Origin of the sequence: Streptomyces zaehneri, from assembly GCF_032248645.1 — a bacterium.
GTDB classification, from domain to species: domain Bacteria; phylum Actinomycetota; class Actinomycetes; order Streptomycetales; family Streptomycetaceae; genus Streptomyces; species Streptomyces coriariae.
Genome location: NZ_JASTTJ010000002.1, coordinates 296,772 through 318,460, shown reverse-complemented (window position 1 = coordinate 318,460; position 21,689 = coordinate 296,772). Strand labels below are relative to the sequence as shown.

12 protein-coding genes are annotated in these 21,689 nt (G+C 72.1%); 1 reads left to right on the top strand and 11 read right to left on the bottom strand.

The annotated features are described in order from the left end of the window. The first annotated feature begins 49 nt into the window (after positions 1-49). Positions 50-9,712: a hypothetical protein gene (locus QQM72_RS04225; RefSeq protein WP_314219404.1), complete on the top strand. Its 9,663-nt coding sequence runs from the start codon at positions 50-52 to the stop codon at positions 9,710-9,712. 53 nt (positions 9,713-9,765) lie between these two features. On the opposite strand, the gene QQM72_RS04220 is transcribed toward QQM72_RS04225, so the two are convergent. The 11 genes from QQM72_RS04220 to QQM72_RS04170 form a co-directional block, all read right to left on the bottom strand. Then, positions 9,766-10,452: a DUF5825 family protein gene (locus QQM72_RS04220; RefSeq protein ID WP_314219403.1), complete on the bottom strand. Its 687-nt coding sequence runs from the start codon at positions 10,450-10,452 to the stop codon at positions 9,766-9,768. A gap of 111 nt (positions 10,453-10,563) precedes the next feature. Then, complete coding sequence (locus QQM72_RS04215) at positions 10,564-12,495, bottom strand: RiPP maturation radical SAM C-methyltransferase (RefSeq protein WP_314219402.1); 1,932 nt, start codon at positions 12,493-12,495, stop codon at positions 10,564-10,566. A gap of 306 nt (positions 12,496-12,801) precedes the next feature. Next, entirely contained in the window at positions 12,802-14,766 is a 1,965-nt protein-coding gene (locus QQM72_RS04210; protein WP_314219401.1) for an alpha/beta hydrolase family protein, read from the bottom strand. Continuing rightward, positions 14,763-16,259, bottom strand: coding sequence for an MFS transporter (locus QQM72_RS04205; RefSeq protein WP_314219400.1), 1,497 nt, complete (start codon positions 16,257-16,259; stop codon positions 14,763-14,765). The genes QQM72_RS04210 and QQM72_RS04205 overlap by 4 nt, the downstream gene beginning before the upstream one ends. A gap of 929 nt (positions 16,260-17,188) precedes the next feature. Next, a complete protein-coding gene (locus QQM72_RS04200) occupies positions 17,189-17,551 on the bottom strand; it encodes an ArsR/SmtB family transcription factor (RefSeq protein ID WP_314219399.1) in 363 nt (120 codons plus the stop codon). Positions 17,552-17,962: 411 nt separating this feature from the next. Next, complete coding sequence (locus tag QQM72_RS04195) at positions 17,963-18,316, bottom strand: zinc ribbon domain-containing protein YjdM (RefSeq protein ID WP_314219648.1); 354 nt, start codon at positions 18,314-18,316, stop codon at positions 17,963-17,965. Between the two features lie 56 nt (positions 18,317-18,372). After that, positions 18,373-18,717: a hypothetical protein gene (locus QQM72_RS04190; RefSeq protein ID WP_314219398.1), complete on the bottom strand. Its 345-nt coding sequence runs from the start codon at positions 18,715-18,717 to the stop codon at positions 18,373-18,375. Between the two features lie 19 nt (positions 18,718-18,736). Next, positions 18,737-19,162: an ATP-binding protein gene (locus tag QQM72_RS04185; protein ID WP_314219397.1), complete on the bottom strand. Its 426-nt coding sequence runs from the start codon at positions 19,160-19,162 to the stop codon at positions 18,737-18,739. Further along, positions 19,159-19,575, bottom strand: a complete 417-nt coding sequence (locus QQM72_RS04180) for a pyridoxamine 5'-phosphate oxidase family protein (protein WP_314219396.1) — start codon at positions 19,573-19,575, stop codon at positions 19,159-19,161. Before QQM72_RS04180 ends, QQM72_RS04185 begins: the two co-directional genes overlap by 4 nt. Continuing rightward, positions 19,572-21,215 (bottom strand): SulP family inorganic anion transporter, encoded by a 1,644-nt coding sequence (locus tag QQM72_RS04175; RefSeq protein WP_399076069.1) that lies wholly within the window; start codon positions 21,213-21,215, stop codon positions 19,572-19,574. Before QQM72_RS04175 ends, QQM72_RS04180 begins: the two co-directional genes overlap by 4 nt. A 68-nt stretch (positions 21,216-21,283) precedes the next feature. Next, positions 21,284-21,625, bottom strand: a complete 342-nt coding sequence (locus tag QQM72_RS04170; protein ID WP_314219394.1) for an ArsR/SmtB family transcription factor — start codon at positions 21,623-21,625, stop codon at positions 21,284-21,286. Positions 21,626-21,689 lie beyond the last annotated feature (64 nt).

The following is a 21,689-nucleotide window of genomic DNA, read 5'->3' as shown; positions in this document are numbered from 1 at the left end:
CCCCGTCCGGCACGAGGGCGAGGGTCCGTCAGAACGCGAAGGGACACGCATGCTCGAGAACTGGTACTTCTGCGCCTCCCTCGGATTCTCGGCGCAGGACGCAGCCGCCCATCTCGACGTGATCGAGGCCCTGGGTGAACCCGTCCACGCCGCGGACGCCGAGGAACTCGTGTGCGCGGCCCTCGACCATCTGCGGCAGACGGAGACGGCGACCGCCCTGCACGCGCTGCCCCATGTCCTCGCCGCCCACCGGCGTTTCACCGGTGTCAGCACAGAGGTCACGGACCGCGCCAGCGATCTCTACCGCGATATCGCCTCCGTCCTGCCGAGCCGCCTGATGTCTCCCGTCGCGGAACTGCTACGGACCGTTGGCGGCGGCGAACCGGCCCATGCGGTCGAACTGCTGGGCGAGGTGCTGCGCCAGGCCGCCCGCGGCGCCGGAAGGCCCACCCCCGGGGCACAGCCGTATCACGATCTGCTGCAGCAGCCGCTGCCGACGGTGGCGCTCACCGCCGCCCGATTCCTGGTGCGGCTCGACCCGCACGCGGTAAGGGAACCCGTCGACGACCACGCGTCCCTGGTGGACGGCGCGCTGGCCGGCGACCACGGGCGGCAGGCCCTGCTCCAGGCAGCCGAACTGAAAGCGGCCCTCTCGCCGGGCGAGGCCGACGCCGTGTGGGAAGACCTCGACAGGGCGTCGAACGGCGCCATGGACCTGGAACCCGACCTCCTCAGAACCGCTGCCCGCGTCATGTTCGCCCCCGACACAGCGGACACCTTCCTCGCCGCTGCCGCTGCCGCTGCCGCTGCCGCTCCCGACACCGACGACGAGCCCGAAGTGCCCGACGCGCTCCTCCTCGCCCTGGAGACCGAGGCTTTGGCCGGCACCCGGTTACTGGCCCGGCTGGCGCGGTCCGGGACACCTCGGGACACTCCCGCCGCCGACGCCCAACGGCAAGCCGCCTACACCCGCCTCGGCGGGGTCGCAGGGCACCGGCACTCGGCCATGCCCTCGGTGCTCTGGCAGGCGGCCCTGTGGTCGCTCTCCGCCGAACTGGCCCCCCGCAGAACAGCCCTGCGGCTCGCGCGGTGGTGGCGGGCCCCGGACGCTCCCCCCAAGCAGCAGAAGCAGAAACCGAAGCCCTGCCGGATCTCGGTGCCCCATCACGACTACGTCCTGGCCCTGACCCACGTGGGCAGGCTGCACGGCCTGCGCGCACCGCACCAGAAGCCTCCCGCCCTGCTGCTCTCCGACGGCCCCGTCGACGACACCGCTCCGGGCGACGCCGCGGCGGTCTGGTCGCCCTGGATGCTTCCCGCCCTCCGGCCGCGTCTGCCACGCCAGGGCTCACTGTCCGGCCCCGGCTCCTCGTCCGAGAACGCGCCCCCTCCCGACGAGGAGGAGGTCAGACGGCAGACCGGGGAGGAGAACGCCCGGCTCCGGCTGAGCGGAAGCGAACCCGAACAACTCGTGCGGCTGCTCGCTGCCGGCCTGCTCGCCTCCAGGCTGCTGACGGCCGTCGCCACCGACGACAGCCCGCCCGATCACCTGCTGCTGCTCGTCCTTCACGTGCGCGACGCGATGAGCCACCGCAAACTCCTGCTCGACCTCGCCCAGGGCGACGCCCGGCGTTTCGGCGAACTCACCGGGTATCTCGCCCCGCTTCTGCTGCACGGCAGGAGCCAGGTCGACCGGATCGGCAAGGGAGTGCGCCCCATGGTGCCGCCCGGCGAGATCGTCCGCGTCGTCTCGAGCCTGTACCCCGCCTCGCAAACCGATCAGGACGCCGCGGCCGCGGCCGCGCTTCGCCACCATCTCGTCAACCGCGGACAGGCCCTCAACGCGTGTCTGCTGTGGGTCCTGGAGACCTCCTCGGGCGGAACGGGCCCGCAGCGGACGGAAGCCGGCGGACGCTGGTTCCGGGGTGAGCACCCGCCCGCCCGGACCCTGCTCTCGCTGGCCCTGCAGCAGCAGGACGACCCCTATACGCGCACTGCCATCGACGCCTCGCTCCTCAGCCGTGAGATCTACCGCGAGGAGCGAACCGGGCTGCTGCGCTGGGACTGGGCGGAGAACGGCCCGCAGTTCGCGATCCCCCCGCGCTACGGCGTCCAGTCCGCCCTCATTCCCCGGGCGCTCGTGCTCAGCGGCCCCACCGACGAGGAACGCCAGACCTTCTCGGTGCGGGAATGGGAACGCATGGACCGGGGACTGCGCGCACTCGCCGTCGTGACCGACAAGTACGGGGTCACCCCCATCACCCTGCACACCCTGCGGCTCGCCGCCCTGCTCCAGCGGCCCGACCTCGGCGACACCGGCCACCACGAGGAGTGGGCCACCGCCTGGAGCGACCTGGTCGAATCCCTCAACAGCGCCACCCATCTCCCGCGCCCCGTTCGCGGCCGGATGCTGGAGATGTTCGGCTCCCCGGTCGCCGGAGCCCGCTCCCAGGAACGTCTGCTCCAGGTTCTCGAACGGGTCGTGAAGGTCATCATCGACGTCAGCGGCGGAGCGCAGTTCTTCTACGAGCGGCTCTTCGACGAACTCGGCTCGGCCGCGCAGCTCCCCCCGGAGAGCGCCAACCACCTCCGCCTGCTGACCATCCGCGCCCTGTACGACAAGTGGGGCCACGGACCGCTCGCCGCGGACCAGACGAACCCCTTCGGAGCCTACGGGAGCCGGGTGACCGCCCGCGGCACCGAGAAGGCCCTGGCCCAATTCCTGCGCGACACGGCCGACCAGCAGGTGCAGGCGGTGGGCAAGCCCCTGGCCGACATGATGACCGGGCTGTGGCGCCGCAGCCATCTGCCGGCCCGCCTGCCCAGGACGCGGGAGGACCTGGACGGCCTCAGCGCGGACCCCCGGCTGGTGACGGCCGCCATGGTCGACCGGCGCACCGGTCAAGCCGTGCTGTACAAGCAGGGCACCCGCCTCGATGTGGCCGTCTTCGAAGGCCGCAGGGTCCAGGTGCACGACCTCTACGCCACGGGCAGCGACACCGGTCTGCCGTCCCAGGGGGCGTTCGTCCTCGGCACTGTCTGCGCCACGCGCGAGACCTCCACGCATCGGCTGCTGTGGATCAACTGCGGCCTGCCCAAGCCGGTGACCGTACGCCTCGACCTCTCCGCCCGCGACCGTGCCTGGCGCACGGGACAGGCCCTCGCCGTCCACATCCTTCCGGGCGACCTCAAAGCCACCGGCGTGGCACCGCTCGCCGCTCCCGAGCCGACCGACGGGGAGGTGCGTTCCGCCAGGCTCCGGCCGATCGAGACGTACCCCTGGCTGAGTCTGGACGTCCGGGACATGGACCACTACGTCTACCCGCGCGGCGAGGCGAACCGGGACATCGCCGCCCGGCTCCGCTGGGATCCCGACCTGCTGCGCCCGCACGCGCCCGAGGGCGGAGGATGCGTCGCGCACACGACCCTGGCGGTGTGGGACTCCGAGTCCCGGCACTGGCTGCCGCAGGACGCCGGCCTGCCCGAACTCGCCGTCGAAGTGACTGCCGCGGCGGGCCCCGTCGGCGCGGACGCGCCCGAGCACGGCCGAGTGCGGCTGGTGCTCTGCGGCGCAGCCACCGACCGCTCGGGATTCGGACCGGCATACCGCTTCGTCACCACACCCGGCCGGTGCTACGTGCTCGGCGCCTCCGCATGGGAGCCGGCGGACTGGGAACGCCTCGAAGAGGCGTGCCTGCGGGAGCCGGCCGGGCTGATCGTGCACGCCGAGTTCAGGCCCGGTGAGAGCCAGTTGCGCCTTGCCGCGTCACCGCGCGGTACGGAGCCGTTCGACCACCGCAACCTCAGGTGGCTCGCCCTGTTCCAGAGCGGCGCCGACACCGTGGAGGGGTACCCGGACGACGAACCGGAGGCAGGCCCCGACCCCTACCGGGTGGCTCATCTGCGGGAGACCGCGAACGGCGGCTCCGAGTGGCGGATCGAGGTCCCCGGGATCGACGGCTTCCCCCGGTGGGTGACCGCGATACCACCGGCCGGCCGCCAGCACCACGACTCACCGCTGCTGTGCGCCATCGAGGGCTGGAAGGAACCCCAGGCCCGCAAGGGCCAGGTACGGGTGGAACCCTTCCAGGAGCAGGGCGTCACCGGAGCACCGGATGTCGGCCGGTACGCGGAACTGGCTCGTCTCTCCCGCGGCGCCGAAGTGGACATCGTGTGGACGAGCACGGACGACTCGGCCCCGGAGAATTTCGCCCGGCTCTCCTGCGGGCTGGTCGGCTTCGCGGCGACCGATTCGCTGACCCTGAGCGGACTGTTTCCGCGGTGCACCACGATGGCGCCGCGGCGGGCCGTCGTTCTCGACGACCCCTGGCCCAAGCCGCTGCGCCGGCCCCGGCAGCAGCCTGTACCGCTCACCACGGGCCAACTCACCGAGGGCTGCGCGGATCCGGGCGACGCGGCGGATCTCGACCGGGACGACCTGGCCGGCATGGTCGTCGCCCGCATCCGGGCCTCCGGCCAGATCGTCGGCGTACGGGTCTGGCTTCATCTGGAGACGCGGGTCGTCCTGGCCGCCGTCCCCGTCCACTGTCTCGACAACGAACGGCCCTCGGTCGGTGACCATGTGACCGGACGGCGCACCGCGGGGGGATGGGTCTTCACGGTGCTTTCGAGACGGCTGAAACTCCGTGCGCTGTGGGACCTGACGGACAGTCGCCCCCGCACCGACGAGTGGCAGCCGGTCGGGGCGTACGAGGACGAGCGGGGCGGCCGGGAGCTCTACCAGCACCCCCACCTCGCCCGGCTGGCCGCGGGACCGCCCAGGGGATCCGGAGTCACCGGAAAGGCCCAGGCCAGAGTGGACAAGTACGCCCGTCCGAGTGATGACGGCGTCCGGGCCGTCGTCCAACACGCCGGTACCCACTACGTGGGGACGGCCGCAGGAGCGGACCTCACCGACGACTTCCGGGCCGTGCACGTGGAACGCACCTGGCTGGAGCCCTACGACGGCGTCGTCTCATCGCCGGTCGACGGCGGCTTCGTGGACATCCACCGACGGTTCCTGCTCTCGCCGACCTCGCGTTCGCGGCCTCCTGTCCGGCGGCCGGCCCCTCGACGCGTCCTCGACCCGGCGGCCGAGTGGCGGCGGTTCATGGAGGGCCCCGCTCCCGTCGTGACCGGTCAGCTCACCTCGCAGCACCGCGTGGTGTCGCACATCTCCCCCATGGCCCCCGACGACGACGGGCAGTACCGGCCCTGGCTCGCGCTGCTCGACGAGCCGCGCACGCTGGTCGCCGGCCGTCCGCCCTCCGACCACCATCCCGACCGTGTCCGAGCCGTGCCCGTACCCCACGGTCGGGGAGCCAGGGCCTCGTTCCTGCGCGTACCGCCGGTCTCCCTGGCGGAGTTCATCAAGGAGGTGATGCCGCACGCCCGCGTGGACGGGCGTCGCCACGAGGTGAAGGACCAGCAGGGCCGCAAACGCCGCCCCTTCTATGTCGGCGCCCAGGAGGTCGGCGACCAAGGGCTCGTGCATCGCTTCGAGTTCGGATACGGCTGGTTCCTCGACCTTCCGGCCGACGCGCTGACCGTCGGCGGCAAACCCGTCGACCCGTCCGGCATCACCCTCTTCCACGGCGACCGCGTCAGGGCGATGTCCTTCCACGCCGACGACGGCCCGGTCGCGTCCGCCCGGGTCGTCGTCGACATCGCCCCCGGCGACGTGGTCAAGGGCGACGAACGCCACGTCTACGCCGAGGGAACGCACCGCGATCATCAGGTCGTCCACGTGCTCGACATCGACATCGACCACGCCGCACGCCGTGTCTCGGTCCTTCGCGCCCATACCTCGCTCCGGGGACCGTCCCGCCGAGGGGAGGGAGTCCGGGTGGAGACCGTCTCGATCAGTGCGACCCTCGACGAGAAGAGCGAGCGGGCACTACTGGACATGTTCGGCCCCGACACCCGCAGCCGGAGAATCCTCGGCAGAGTCCGGCGCCGGGCGGACGGCGGTGACGCACACCAGCGCCTCTGCTTCGCCTTCGTCCCCCCGCAGCCTGCGCCGGATGACGGCACGACCCCCGGACTGCGCACCGGTGACCACCTCTACCTCGTCGCGGGCATGGTCGTCCAGACCGACAACGACCGCCTGCTGCCGTTCACCCTCCCGGAGGTTCCCGCCCCCGACGGCGACGCCCTGGTGGTCACCGTGAGCCGGCGCAACTTCTCCTATCGCGAGAGCGCGCTGCGGCTCGCCGCCGAGGACCAGTACGACCGGGCCAAACTGCTGGTGCGGCTCCTGGCCCGCAAACCCGACACCGACAACCACTGGTTCGGCATCACCCGGCAGGCTCCGGAGCGCGCCCTGGCGACCCTGCGCAGTCATCTTGAGGACCGGGGAGGGGACTGCTTCGCCGTGGTGACCGATTCCGGCACCCACGTCGAGGTGCGCCCCGGGGTGCTGTTCCCCGTGGCCGGTCTGCGGACTCGTACGCGGCTCGCTCCCGGGTCCGTGGTGCGCCTGCGCCCCGAGGGACCACACGAGGTGGCGGCCCGACAGGCCATCGCCGCCGAAACGACCTACCTCGACGACCGGCCGCGCCCCGCCGTCGTCTTCCCCAAGGACGACTTCAAGACCGAGCAGGACCTGAAGGGGGTGGAGAGGCGCCGGGGTGGCGGCTTCACCGTCGCCGGCCTGCCTGCGGTGAGCGCCGGCGCCGACCAGGACATGGGAGAGCTGGTGCTGAGCACCGACCACCCGAAGATCGTCGGCGTGGTCCGGGCATCCCAGAACGGCGGCCGCGCCGATGCGAGGCTGGTGCCCATGGGCCAGGGGCAGGGCGGCACCGTCTCGTGCCGCGCCGGACAGGCCGTCCAGGGCGCGCGGGTGCTGTGGCAGGGCGCCGCCGGAACACAGCCGGCCGTTCCCGACTCGGTCGTGCCGTGGGCTCAGCTTTCCTTCATGGACGCCACCGCCGAAGAGATCGCGCTCGCGTGCCACGAGCGGGGCTGGCGCTACCACGACACCTGGACCAGGACCTGGGTGCGGGCCAGGAGGAAGTTCCGCCGTCAACGGCTCGCACAGCCCGCACACTCCGTCGACGAACCGGTCTTCTTCTCACGCACCGCGGCCGGCTGGACCCTGCGCCACCGAAGGAGCGAACTGCGCCGCTTCGGCTTCCCCGCCACCGAACTCCTCGAGGACGTCCAGACGGACAGCGCCGCCCGGACGAACGGACACTGGGTCGTCGCCGGCGCCGGACGGCGCAGCGTCTGGCTCGAACTCGCGCCAGGCAGAATCGCCGAAGTCTCCGCCGAACTGATCCAGTTCACCGACGGAAGCTCGCTCGCCGACCTCGACTGCACCCTCTTCAGTCCAGGGGACCTCGTCCAGGGACGAGTGGAGGGAGGGGTCAACGAGTGCGGTCATCTCGTACTGACCCGATGGCACCCCGGTCCTCGTGGAGCTCTTGCCTCGCCCACCGCCCGACGGATGCTGCTGCCCGTCGAACACGCCGACGAGGTCGCAGGCGCCCTCCATCTCGGCGAGGGAAGAGCGGGCTTCCGCTATCCCGCCGCCCGTGACGTCCTGGACGCACACCCGGTCCGCAGCGCGGTCTGGCTGGACGACACCAACTCGCTGACTCCGCTGGACGACGACCCGCTGCGCCCCGGGGACGTCGTGTTCGCCGCCGCCGGCACATCCGGGGCACTGCGTATCCTCGGACTGCCTCACGCCCGGGTGCGGCTGAGCGAGGAGGCGGCGGAGGGCGCCTGGCCCCGCTGCACGTGGCTGCGCCAGGACCTGGCAGCCGCGGGGGGCAGCAGGCTGCTCGCGAATCTCGGCAGCGTCCCCATGACGGTGGAACACGTCGAAGCCGCGCCCGATCCGGTCGTCACCGTCTCCCGCCGGTCACAGCCACGCGCCGCATGGCCGGACGGCTCCGTGCTGATCGAGCCCGTAGCCGACCTCGGCAAGGGATATCTGGTGGTCCGCACCGGTTCGGCCCTGATCAGGGTCCACGTCCGCACGATCCTGCCGGGCCTGCCCGAACACCCTGCCGCGGCGCCTTCCGCCGCCGCGGCCCTCGTCACCCATGGCTCTGTGCTGCGATTCCACTGGAACCCCCGCACCGCGACGCTCTCCAGCGGACCCGAGGCGGAGCCGGAAGCCCAGGACCGGCGCGAGACCGCCATCCGCCCGCTGGTCGCGGTGAGCGACTCGCAGGACCGCTGTCTGGGACTGATCTGCCGCGAGGAGCAGACCCGGCAGCTGTGCTGGCTGCCGGCCGAGGAGGCGGCCTGGACCCAGCGCATCCCCGGTGAGGTCCTGCTGCGGCACCTCGGCGGCGTACGACGACTGGACGCGCTGCGCACCGGCCGGGGAACGGTCACGCTGACCGGGCATCCGATGATCGCCCGCGAGTACGACAGACTCACCCTGGGGCATCTGCGGCACGTCCGCACAGTGCACCTCCCCGTCGCTCCACGAGACGCGGAGCACTCCGGGCTGCCACGCGCCGACGACCGCTGCCTGGTCTCGGTCGAACCCCTGGGCATGCTCGCCGACTACTCACCGGCCGAACCGGACAGCATGCCGGTCCTGGACGAGACCTTCATGGCCGAGGTGTCCCGGATCGAGCGCGGCCGCGACCGCACGAAGCTCAAGCTCGTCGAGCAGGGCAGCCGACTGACGGTCACGGACCTGCCCGAGTGGATGTGTGACGCGCTCGGGAGTCTGCACATCAGGGACTTCCTCACCCCGGCGGCTGAGGTGCCCGGCCTGATCCCGGAACGATTCGCCGCGTACCGGTCCGCCTGGGAGGACGGCTTGAGCGGCGCCGGACCCGGACAGCCCGACCCCACGGCCGCCTACCGGGTGCTGCACGCTCTGGGAACGATGGAGACGATGCCCGACGTTCCGCGCGACACTCGCGGGGAAGCCGACAGGGTCACGCAACAGGACGGGCGAACGGCTGGGGAAACCGGCCGGTCGCCGGACGCGGACACGGTCGCGCGGGCCGAGGCCGCTGCCCGCCGGGCCGTCCACGGCTGGCTCTGCTCGCAGGAGGGCAGGAACTTCGTCCTTCAGCGTGACGCGGTCGTGGACCTCGCTCCCGTGCTCGCGGTGTGCCGCTTGGGCAGCCTCATCGATTGGCGCACCGTGCGACTGCGCGACGGATGGCTGGCGTACCTCCTGTGCCGACTCGGGGAGCGCGCGGTGAGTTCGCTGCACGTCGAAGCACTCGTCACCGGATGGTTGGCGCGCCCGGAGCGCCACCGCATGCCCGGCGACTGGCGCAGGCTCCGCACCTTGGAGTTGCAGCGGAACCTGACGCGGAAGCAGTTGACCAACGTGGTCCAGTACGGCCAGGCGGTCGCGGGAGGAGTGGTGATCGGGCAGCGCCGGGAGAGCCAGGCCGCACCGGTCGCCCGCGCGCTCCTCGCCGCGGTCGGGCAGTTGCCGTCGGCGGCCAGGATCACCTTCGACACTCGTCAGGAGCCGGTCGACGCCCCGCTGCTGCGCGCCCTGGGGGACCTTGGCGCCGGACTGCGGCCCGCGGCCGGCCGGCCGGTGCCGCCCTGGCGGCCACGCAGCGAACAACTGGACGCGCTGCACACCGTCACTCGCACGGTCCTCCGCGACAGCGTCCCGCTCGCGCTCCTCCCTTCGTATGCTCCCCTCACACCGGAGGCCCGACGCTACGGATCCGCCCTGCTCAAGGAGGCCCGGTCACAGCTCGACACCGAGTGAACGGACGGAGCACCGGCCAGGCCGCGCCGTGTCCCCGGTGCTCCGTCGTCATCTCAGATCGTCATCGCCTCCTGTATCCAGCGGTTGACGCGGTACGGCAGCCACCACTGCACGCCGCCGACCGCGAACACGAGTCGCTCCTCGCGGAGGTCGGAGAGCGCGTCCGCCGGCACCGCCGACGCGGGAGCCCCGTACGCCAGGCGTTCGATCGCTTCCTGGTAGTGCGGCTCGTCCACCGTGAAGCGGCGCAGATCTCCCCAGCGGCGGTCGCGGATCTGGACGAAGCCCGGCCCCTGCCGCCAGAGGCACTTGCCCAGGTAATGGCCGTTGCGCCAGGTCCGCAGCGCGTCTTGCGCCCTTGCCGGGTCCACCCCCTCGATCCGCTGCGGTGGCTGGAGGTGGCTCAGGAGGCGGCTGACGTCCTCGGCCGCCGCCGCGCCGCCGTCCGGATCCGGCCGCAGGTCCCACTCGACGAGCACCGCGCGGGCTGTCAGGTCCCTGACCAGGCTGAGGTTCCGTACGGCACGGGCCGCCGCGTCCGGCGTTCCCGTGTCCGCGAGATCCACGACGTCGGACAGCCGGACGCGGCGCGCGCCCAGTTCCCACAGCCGGTCGCACTCCTCGGCGACGGGACCGGTCAGCGCGATGTCGCCGAGGAACATCCCCGGCAGCGCGCAGGCGACGGGGTCGTAGTCACGCCAGACGGCGGCGTACGGGGTGAGGGTGGAGCTGGGACTCATCGGACTGGCCTCCAGGTGCGCCTGAACGGTCGGACGAACCTCGCACGAGGGTCGGACAGCGCTCGGGCGAGGGCTGAGGAAAGCGGTAGGGAAGGGAAGAGAAGAGAGCGGTCAGACTCCGCTCATGTGCGGTTCGGCCGGCGTCGCGGCCGGTACGGGCACCGCGTGCCGGTGCCGCATGAAGTCGAGCCGCAGCAGGTCCTCGTTCACCGCCGAGGGCGCGACATGCACGTACTGTCCGTTGTCGGTGAAGACCAGGCCGAGCCCCACCCAGAGATCGAGCAGTTCCTGCACCTCGTCCTCCTGGAGCGCTCCGCCCGGCACCTGGCCCGCTGCCTTGCGGGTGAGGGCCGACGGCGTGTGCGGCTGGTCCAGCAGCCGGAACGCGGCGATCTCGTACGGGTCGGTCAGTTCCATCGCCCGCCACTCGAACGCCCGGCGCCTGCTGACCAGGACGATGCGGTCCCCCAGGTCGGCCTGCGTGAGACGCGCGTCGGCGTGGTGCTTGCGCCAGGCGCCGAGCGCGGCGTTGAGCGCGGTGACGGTGGGTTTGCCGATGCCCCGCTCCGGAGCCTCGAAGACATAGGCGAGGCCGTAGAGCTCCTCCTCGGGGAGGTCGTAGGTGAAGCGGTAGTGCGCCTCCGGGCGCAAGCCGGAGAAGCCCAGCTCGGGCCGGTTGAAGTAGGGGCTGAACCGTTCGATCGCGATACGGGCCGAGAGGTCGACCGGCGGGTTGAGATGTTCCAGCGCCGGTATCTGCGCGATGACCGGGTCGTAGTCCTCCGCTGTCTCTCCCGGGAAGCCGTGCAGATAGTTCCAGGACACCGACAGGCCGGTCTCGGCGCCGTCGCGGAGCATGCGTACGTTCTGGCAGCCGCTGACGCCCTTGTCCATCAGGTCCAGTACGCGGCTGTTCAGGCTCTCGATGCCCGGCTGCACGTAGATCAGGCCCGCCTCGGAGAGCGTACGGAGGTGGGCGCGGCGCATATTGGCCTTGATCTCGATGTGCAGCCGCAGGTCGTAGCCGCTCTCGATGATCCGGGGCAGGACGGTGGAGAGGTAGCCCATGTCGAGGATGTTGTCGACCACGTACATGTCCAGCACACGGTGGCGGCGGGCGAGATCCATGATCTCGTCGTAGAAGGTGTCCGGGCTCTTGCTGCGGAACTGCATGAAGGAACCGTTGAGTCCGCAGAACGTGCAGTGGTGCTTCTCGCCCCACCAGCAGCCTCTGGCGCCCTCGACGACGAGCTTGGGCTCGACCCAGTTGCGGGCCACGGAGGCGCCGAGGCGTTCGAAGTAGCCGCTGTAGTCGGGCGGCAGGATGGTGGCGGGTGGCAGCGGGCTGGTGGCCATCGCGTTGGCGCTGCTCACACCGTCCGGACCGCGGTGGCACAGCCCGGCCACGGTGGAGAGGTCCGGGTGTTCTGCACCGAGCGCGGACAGGAGCTGTGGAAACGCGGCTTCGCCCTCGCCGCGGATCACGTAGTCCACGAACGGGAAGTTGCGGTGGAGCGTCGCGCCCTGCTCGCCGTCGCAGTTGGCGCCGCCGATGACGGTCACGATGTGCGGCGCGAGCTGCTTGACCTGACGGGCGGCCGCGAGCGCGGCGGTGTTCTGCTGGAAGGTGGAGGTGAAGCCCACGACGTCGGGTGCCTCGTCGACGATCCGCCGGGCGATGTCCGCCACGAACTCCGGTACCAGCCGATGCAGTTCGCGGGTCATCCGCATCCGGGACGCGCCGAGCTTGCCCTTCATCGCGGCGGAGAACTCGGCGTCCCGCCAGCCGGGGTCGTCGTAGAGCGCGGAGGAGAAGACCCAGTCGCCGCAGCCCATGAAGTAGGAGGACAGCGCGTAGTACTCGTAGTCCTCGGCGGTGAACTCCATGCGCTCGGTGATCCAGTCGGTGAATTCGAGGTTGGCGTGCAGGACTTCGGCACTGCCGTCCGGCACGTGCTCGTCCACACTCCGCTTGAGGATTCCCAGGGCCAGCGACGGCAGGTCGATGGGTGACCAGGGCATGTTGACCAGCAGTACGCGCATGTCAGCTCCTCGTGGGACGGCCGGAAGACGGGGAACGCGGAAGACGGGGAACGCGGAAGACGGCGGAAAGGAAGGCGGGAGGCGGGGCTTTCCCGGCGACCGACCGCGGTCGTGGCGGGACGCCCCCGGCCCCGTCGAGATGGACAACCCCGTTGCGGCGGACGCCCCGTGGTGACGGGCCGACCGGCCGGCCCGGCATCGGTGGCCGCCGGGCCGGCCGGCGAGGATCAGTCCTCTTCCGCGTCTTCCGCGTTGCGGAACGGGATGGTGATGGTGACGCCGACGCTCGGCTTCCGGTTCTCCTCGTCACCCTCGAGCGGGTCGTTGTGGATGATGTCCTTCTGCATGGGTGGTTCTCCTCTCGGTGTGTTCGGCGTTGTCCGTCCCGGCCGCCGCCGCGGTACGGACGCGGCCGGAATCCCCCCTCCGGTCGGCGGGGGGCGTCTTGGGGGTGCGGTGCGTGCCGCGCAGCTCGCGGTCGAGGAAGACCACGGCGCGGCGCAGTACGGCGACGTGGTCGCCGCCCTCGTAGCCGTCGTGCCCGCTGTCCAGCCACATCGACTCGTGGCGGGCTCCGGCGGCGCGCAGCGCGGCGAGGTAGCCGCGGACCTGGCCGGGCGGGCATTTGGCGTCCCGGGTGGCGGCCACGACCAGCAGCGGTGCCCGTACGCGCGAGGCGTACTGGATCGGCGAGCTGCGGGCGTACGCCTCGGGCACCTCGTCGGGTGTGCCTCCGTACAGGCGCTCGTCCAGGGCGCGCAACGCGGACGTGGTGGTGCGGTAGGCGGCGACGCCGTCGGCGACGGGCTTGACGGCGACGCCCGCCTGCCACAGCCCGGGACGGGTGCCGAGGGCCAGCAGCGCGAGGTAGCCGCCCCACGATGTGCCCCACAGTCCGACGGCGTCCGGCCGTACCAGCCCGCGCCCGATCAGATCGGCGCGCACCGCCACCAGGTCCTCGACCTGTGTGAGCCCCACGCCCGCGCCGAAGGCCCGGCGCCAGCGGGGTCCGTAGCCGGTGGAGCCGCGGTAGTTGACGCGTGCGACGGCGAAGCCCGAGGCCACCAGCGAGTGCACGACACCGTCGTAGGCGTCGCGGTCGTGGTCGGCGGGACCGCCGTGTACGAGGAAGACGACGGGCGGCGGCGCGCCCGGCCCCCTGGTCGCCCGGCCCTCGCAGGCTTGGTCCTGCGGGAGTTCGGGACCCTGCGGCAGGCCGTGGCCCTCGGGAAGGCTGAGCCATGAGTGCACGGGGCCGTCCGGGGTCGGCGTCCACAGGTCGCGGTGGTCGCCCGGTACGCGCCCCGGCACGGTGCCGAGGGCAGGCAGCGCGGTACCGGCCGTGGAGTACATACGCGGCGGATGGGCCGTGTCCGTCCACAGGTAGTGCACATCGCCACCGGCCCGCGGCGCGGCGTCCAGCACACTGCCGGGCGGTGTCGGCACGCGCGTGAGGGTGCCGGAGTCCAGGCGGGCCCGGTGCAGGGTGCTGCGGCCGTGGCGGTCCTCGCGGATCAGGACGGTCCGCCCCTCGTCCTGGTCCGGGTACCAGCGGGCGGTGATCTCACTGTCGAACGCGCACCACGCGTACGTCCGGATCCCCGTTTCCGGCAGCCAACTGGCCAGCAGATAGCGGTCGTCGTCCTCGCGCACCAGCAGCAGTTCGTCGCGGTCGGCGGTGGGCGCGAAGCCGAGCGACCAGAGTCTGCCGTGTTCCCCGGAGCCGGAGAGCACGGCGCGCGGTGTGCCGTCCGCGCCCAGGACGGTCACGGCGTGAGCGGAACCGGCGGGTCCGCTGATCGCGAGCAGACCGGCCGCGGCGGTGATCCCGGACAGCGTGGCGTGCTGGTCGACGCGCATCACCTCGCGTGCACAAGCGCCGCGCCGGCCCAGGTGGACGGTGGTCGTCCGGCCGTCCCCCAGACCCATGGCGACGATCCCGCCGTCGCTCACGGCCAGGCCGCGCGCGGTGCCCGGGGGCACGCCGGTCAGCCCGGGGAGGTCGGGGCCGCCGCGGAAGGGCTGGAACCGCCAGTGCCCCTCGCCGTGCGCGTCCTCGTCGAACCACCACACGTTCGCGTCCCGGTCGATCGTTCCGTGCAGAGTGCCCCGCGGCCGGTCGGTGACCTGGCGGGCGCGCCCGGTTGCGGCGTCCCAGGCGAACACCTCGCACCGGCCTTTCGCGTCCGCGGTGAACGCCATCAGCGCCGGATCGGCGGCGCAGACCTCGGGCAGGGCGGCGAGGTAGACCTGGTAGCGGGATCCGGTCATACGCCTCGCCCCCTCGCCGGTACGTCTCCCGCCGGGGCGCCCTTCGGCGGTACGCCCGGCGCCAGTCCGCGTCCCGCGCCGAGGGTCGTGTGCAGAGCCAGCAGGACCAGCACGCCGGCGGAGGCGAGCGCGGGTACGGCGGCCCCCGCGTGAGCCGTCACGAATCCGGCGAGCGCGGGCGCCACAGCGGCGGCTCCACCGGCCGCGGTGGCGAGCACGGAGCCGGCACGGGCCTGGAGTTCGGGCGGCGTCCCCTGGATGGCCCTGGCCTGCAGGATCACGGTGGCCAGCGGCATGATCAGGCAGAACCCGCCGAACAGCGCCCCGTACGCCCACGGTCCCCGGGCCGTCGCGAGCGCGGCGGCGAGCGGGATCATGAGCCAGGACACCGTCACGACCGCCCGCACGGGGTTCAGTCCGCGCACCAGCCGGGGCGCGGCGAGCGAACCGGCGAGTCCGGCGGCGCCGGACAGCGCCAGGACCAGGCCCATGGGCGTGCCGCCGTGGCCGCTCTCCTGCAAGGTGAAGACGGCGTCGTAGTACAGCGCGGCCAGTACGCCGTTGACGGTGGTGGTCCACACGAGTACCAGCCGCAGCAGGGGCGTCGTCCGGACGAGCCGGACTCCGGCGCTCGCCTCGGCGGCCAGAGCGGACCAGGTGCGGCCGACGGAGCGAGGCGCGGGTCGTGCCACGGGCCGCGGCACGGAACCGTCCTGGGCCGCGCTGCCGGCCGACTCCGGCGCGCCCTCGGCCCGGTGCGTCCTGTCCACCGGGTCCGTGCTCCGGTGCGTCCTGTCCACCGCGTCCGCGCTGTCGGTCCGGTCGGCCCGCAGGTTCGAGCGCATGGCTCGGACACACACGGCCGTGACGGCGTACGAGACGGCGTCCAGCACGAAGGGCAGCGCGCGCGAGACCTGGTACAGCATGCCGCCCAGAGCGGGTCCCGCGACCAGGGCGCCCCGGTCACCCGCCTCCAGCCCGGCCACCACGCGCGGAAGGTTCCCGGGCCTGGAGATCAGGGCCACCGTGCCGCGGGCCGCCGCCTCGTAGCAGGCGGTGGCGGTACGTTCCACGAGTACGGCGGCGAGCAGATGGACCAGCGAAGGCCGTCCTTCGGCGACGGCCAGGGCCAGGGCCACGGAGCCCATCGCGAGCGCCGAGACCACCGCCGACCAGAACATCACCCGCTTACGCGCGCCACGGTCGGCGGGTACGGCGACGAGCGGGCCGAGTATCAGGCCGGCCGCCGTGGACACCCCCGCGACCAGCCCCACCACCGCCGGCGAGTAACCGAGTCCGAGGAGCAGCAGCGGCAGGACGACCCCGGACGCCTGGCTGCCCAGGGAGTCGGCGGCGTTCGCGCACCAGAAGAGCCGGACGTCGCGGGTGACGGGCTCGGTGTCCCTGGTGGGCTCGGTGTCCTTGATCAGGACCGGCGGAGTCGAAACGGCCTGGACGCGCGAGGCCCCTGTTTCGGGAACAGAAGATTCCATGCGCAGCCCTCCCCGTTCTGCCGTCACACTCGAAGCCGCATGCGAGATCGCATACGAAATAGCGCCATAGTTGACAAAAGTGTGTAGAAAAGGTGCAGGAATTGAAACGCTCGGGAGCTTAACCAGGAGCCGATGGGGAGGACAAGGACGCCCGAACGAGAGCTGGTTCGATTTCACGCGAGCGGCGCGGGGCGCGCCAGGGCCCCGCTCGGCAGCATCGGGACGAGCGGCCCTTGGCGCGCCCGCTGTCCGCGATCACCGCGCCGGGGTGGCGAACTCGGGCGGCGGCGGCACGGCGCCCGGTGTTCCCGCTTCGCTCTGGCGTTCGCGGCGCCGAATGAACCCTCCCGGCGGGCGGAGCCCCTTGTAGATCGTCGCCGGCCACGCCGGACATAAGCCGGAATTCGCCACTCCGTGCGGGGAACGGCATCTGAACTGCTGGGGGAACGGGACGGGACGCCGTCGACCGGCCCCGGTCACACCACGTGCCACGACGCCCCGCCATGAACGCCGGACCCGCCCGCCACGCCCGCCGCCGACGGCATGCGCCACCTTCCCGGTGGCGAACGCGACCCCCGCCGCCGACGCTTCGTATGCCGCGCGTCCCACCGGAGGAGAAGACCCCGACGCAAGCGCGCGGGCCCCTGCGCTATCCGGAATCCAACTCCCCGGATATCGCCGGACCGACGACAACGGGCTCGAGTTATTGGCCGGAATCGTACGAGAGAAGAGCGAGAAAGAGCCGACGGGCCGAGCTTCGGGGAACGGGCGTGCTTCCGGACCCGCGGCGGCACGGATCGAACGCCTCGCAGGACAGGTCTCCGGGCTGAGTAGGTGCCTCGCCGAGCGACTACACCCAGGGCGCGAAGGATCCTGGGCCGGCCGAGGGCGAGAGACATCGAGAGCGGTCGCCCTTGGGGTGAAGCCGTCTAAGACGGCCTGCGCCGCCGGGGTGCGGCGTCGGGTTCGGCGGCCTCGAGGTTGGCCAGCAGTTCGGCCTGGCCCGCCAGCACGCCGGACAAGATGGTGCGCGCGACCCGCAGCAGCTCCGCCACCTGCGCATCGGCCAGCGAGTAGTAGACGGCCGAGCCCTCCCGGCGAGGGACGACGAGGTTGGCCCGGCGCAGCACGGCCAGCTGCTGGGAGAGGTGGGCCGCCTCCACGCCCACCTCGCGGAGCATTTCGGAGACCGCGTGTTCGCGCTGGCTGAGGAGTTCCAGCACGCGGATCCGTACCGGATGGCCGAGGGTCTTGAAGAACTCCGCCTTCAATTGGTACAGCGGCGCGCTCACCGAGCCCGCCCCGCGCCCGTGGAGGCCGCCGGAGTGCCGGAGGGCCGCTGTCGTGCGTGCACCGTGCATCGCATCCACCCAAAACTCTTCGCCATGAGGACATCCTTGCGCCCACACACGCACATGATGAACTGGTGAATTGCCAAGATGAACAATTCTACAAGCCTCGCGAGGGAGGTTCGCCCGCCCGACGCCCTGGACCCGGCCCGCGGGTGCGCGCCCGGCGCCGACAAACAGGTGGTGCCGTCCTCCACCGAGGAGTCCCGTCCTCCACCGAGGAGTCCCGTCCTCCACCGAGGAGTCCCGTCCTCCGCCGAGGAGTCCCGTCCTCCGCCGAGGAGTCCCGTCCTCCGCCGAGGACGGGGCACCCGGGTCTGCGCTCAGCCCGCGAGACGCCGACGGGCCGCTTGGTCAGGCCTTCTTGACCACGCTGGACTTGAGCTGCATGGGACCGAATCCGTCGATCTTGCAGTCGATGTCGTGGCCGTCAACCCCGTCCACGAGGCGGATGTTGCGCACCTTGGTGCCGGCCTTGATCCCGGACGGGCTGCCCTTGACCTTCAGGGTCTTGACCACCGTCACCGTGTCGCCGTCGGCGAGCACATTGCCCACCGCGTCCCTGATCACCCCGCCCTCGGCGCCGCCCACCGGTTCTGCGGCCGCGGGCGACCACTCGTGGCCGCACTCGGGGCAGACCAGGAGCAAGCCCATCTCGTAGGTGTACGCGCTGGAGCACTCGGGGCACGGCGGCAGCGTCTCGGTCACATCGCTCATGGTCTTTCCTTGCCTTGGTTCTTCCTGTGCATCACTTACATCAGGCTTCATGTCGCCGCGGTGTGCGCGCCGGGCCACGCGTCGCCGCACCACCGGCACTGCTGCCCACTGACCACCGCCCGGTGAACGGCGAGGGCGGCGGACAGTCCGAGCGCACGGGGATCGGCGGACGGGTGCCGTCGGCGGCCGGGGCGCCGTCCGCGCCGTCCGCGCCGTCCGCGGGGATCGCGGCGAGCCCCGGGCGTCGTCCCCTCGTCCGCGAGCCGGCGGGCCGCCCGGGTCACGGCCGGCCCGCCGCGCGGTGCGATCAGGTCCAGGATGACTGGCCGGGTGGCCGGACAGGGCGGAACACCCAGGTCGGGGTGGGTGGTGCGGCGTCGCTCGACGGTCATCCGCTGCCGCCTCGGTCTTTCACAGGGGGAGGGTGATCCAGATGCTTTTGCCCTTGCCGTCCGCGTCGCCGCGAATGACGGCGGTGCCGCCCAGCTCCAGGGTCAGCTCCATGACGGTGCCCAGCCCACCGCCGCCCGTTCCCGTCATCGCGGCGAACAGCGCGGGCTGGTACGGGTGGCGATCGTGGACGGCGAACGCGAACGTGTCCTTGCCCGCCGCGTAGATCACGGTGACGTTCGGGGACAGACTGGCGGCGTGCTGGACGCTGTTGGCGACCAGCTCGGACAGGATCAGCAGAGCCGGATCCACCGTCGGATGGTGCCGGCTGATGCCCCACTCGACAAGGATCTGCTCGGTGGTCTCGCGGGTGATGCGCACCGCCGAGCCCATCGCCGGCAGGGTCAGCACATGGCGCAGGGGCAGGGCTTCCAGCTGCGCGCTCACCGGGCGGCCTCGGCGTGGGTCAGGCGGAAACCGCTCACCGTCTGCGGGCGGATCCGCACCAGGGTGTCGTGCGGGCCGTGCGCCCAGCCGGGAAGTGTACGACGGTAGTGCGCGGCCTCGTCCAGGTCGGTGATCACCTCGGCCGGGCCCGTGGCGGTCACGGTCCAGCCGGTGCCGCCGGCCACCCTGATCTCGTCCGACTGGTAGGTGAGCGAGGCCCGTACGGACAGGGCGGCGGCCTGGGCCGGAGTGCGGACGATCAGTCTGCCGTACTCCAGGACATGGACGGCCGGACGAAGGACCGGCAGCTCACGCCGGACATACACCAGACGTCCCTGGACGGCGCTTTCGAGCAGCCACAAGGCTTCGGTGCCGGAGACCTCGACCAGGTGGCGTGCGACGGGGGTGGTCATCGGGAGGCCTCTTCGGTGACGGGGGCGGCGGGCAGAACTCCGGAGTGGTGCAGGTATGCGCGGGCCCCGGCGATGGCCTCCGGGGTGGTGACGTACTCGCGGCCCTCCCGCTGGAGCAGGTCCAGGGCGCCTACCGACTGCAGGGCCTGGCGCTGTCCGGGGCGTATCCCGGAGGTCAGCACGGCGATGCCGCGCCGGTTCAGCTTCTGCACCGCGTCCTTGAGGACCAGGGCGCCGGTCGCGTCCATCGTGGTGATCCGCGACATCCGCAGGATGACCACGCGCACGTCGGCGACCTCGGAGAGTTCCAGGAGGAAGCGGTGGGCGCCGGCGAAGAACAGCGGCCCGTCGATCCGGTAGGCGACGATGTGCTCCGAGAGCAGCGAGTGTTCCTCCTCGCTGTGCTCGCCGGGCAGGTCGGCCTTGAAGTCGACCTGGTCCATTCGGACCTGGTCGGCGACGGCCCGCAGGGCCAGGGCGCCCGCGACGGCCAGGCCGATGATCACCGCGTAGACGAGGTCGAGAGCGAGCGTGGCGAGGGCCGTCAGGACCAGGACGATGGCGTCGGAGCGGGTGGCGCGGACCATCGCACGCAGCGCCCCGACCTCGACCATGCGGATCGCGGTGGCAAGGAGCACCCCGGCCAGCGCGGCCAGGGGGATCTTGGAGACGAGGGGTGCGGCGGCGAACACGATCGCCGCGAGGACGGCGGCGTGGGTGAGGGCGGCGAGCCGGGAGCCCGCTCCGGTGCGGACGTTGACGGCGGTACGGGCGATGGCCGCGGTGGCGGGCACGCCGCCGAACAGCGGGGCGGCCAGGTTCGCTATGCCCTGCCCGAACAGCTCCTTGTCCGCGTCGTGCTGCTGTCCCACCGTCATGCCGTCCGCGACCGTCGCCGACAACAGCGACTCCAACGCGGCCAGCGCCGCAACCGCGACGGCCGGAGCGAGCAGCGAGCCCAGCGTGGACAGGTCGAGGAAACCGAGCGAGGGGGTGGGCAGCCCGGAAGGCAGCTCGCCGATCGGGGCGGCCGCGTCCAGGTGGAGCAGCTGGGCCGCCAGGGTCGCCGCGATGACCGCGACGATCGAGAAGGGGACGGTGGGGTGCCGGCGAGCACCCAGCAGCATCACGGCCGCCACGGCGACGGCCAGGATCACGGCGGTCCAGTTGGGGGTGCGTACGAACTCCTCGACCGCGCGCCAGGTGACCACCAGGACCTTGTCGCCCTCCGGCTTGGCCACCCCGAGGGCGTTGGGTACCTGCTGGAGGCCGATCACGCAGGCGATGCCGAGGGTGAAGCCCTCCACCACAGGGGCCGGGATGTAGCGCATGTAGCGGCCGGCCTTCAGCAGCGCGAGCGCGATCAGCAGGACACCGGCCATCAGCCCGACGGTCAGCACCCCGCCGGGTCCGTACCGGGCGACGATCGGCACGAGCACGACCGTCATCGCGCCGGTGGGGCCGGAGACCTGGAGGTTGGAGCCGCCGAACAGTGCGGCGAGGGCGCCCGCCACCACCGCGGTCGCGAGTCCTGCTTCGGCGCCGAGCCCGGAGGAGACGCCGAAGCCGAGCGCGAGCGGCAGCGCCACGATCGCGACGGTGAGGCCGGCGAGCAGGTCCCGGCGCGGGTTGCGGGCCATGACCGCGAAGTCGGCGCGGGCGGGCAACAGGGAGCGCACCCGGCCCACGGCCTGGGTGAGGAACGTACTCACGGAGCCGCGACCTCGGCTTCCCGCAGCTCTTCCAGGAGCTCGTTCTGCCCGGCGAGCATCTCGGTCAGGATCCGTCGCGCGGCCCGCATCAGCTCCGCCACGTCCCCGCCCGCCAGCTCGTACACCACGGTCGAGCCCTCACGGGTGCAGGTCGCGATGCCCGAGCGGCGCAGCACGGCCAGCTGCTGCGAGAGCGCCGAGGGCTCCACATCGATCGCGGTCAGCAGGTCGCGCACCGGCATCGGGCCGCCCTGCAGCAGCTCCAGTACACGTATGCGGACCGGGTGCCCGAGCATCCGGAAGAACTCGGCTTTGGCCTGATACAGGGGAACCGGCACGGCCTGGGACTCCCTTCGCCACCCCGATGTCGCGGGTGTGTCGTCTGGTGCCGTGCCTGCGGAC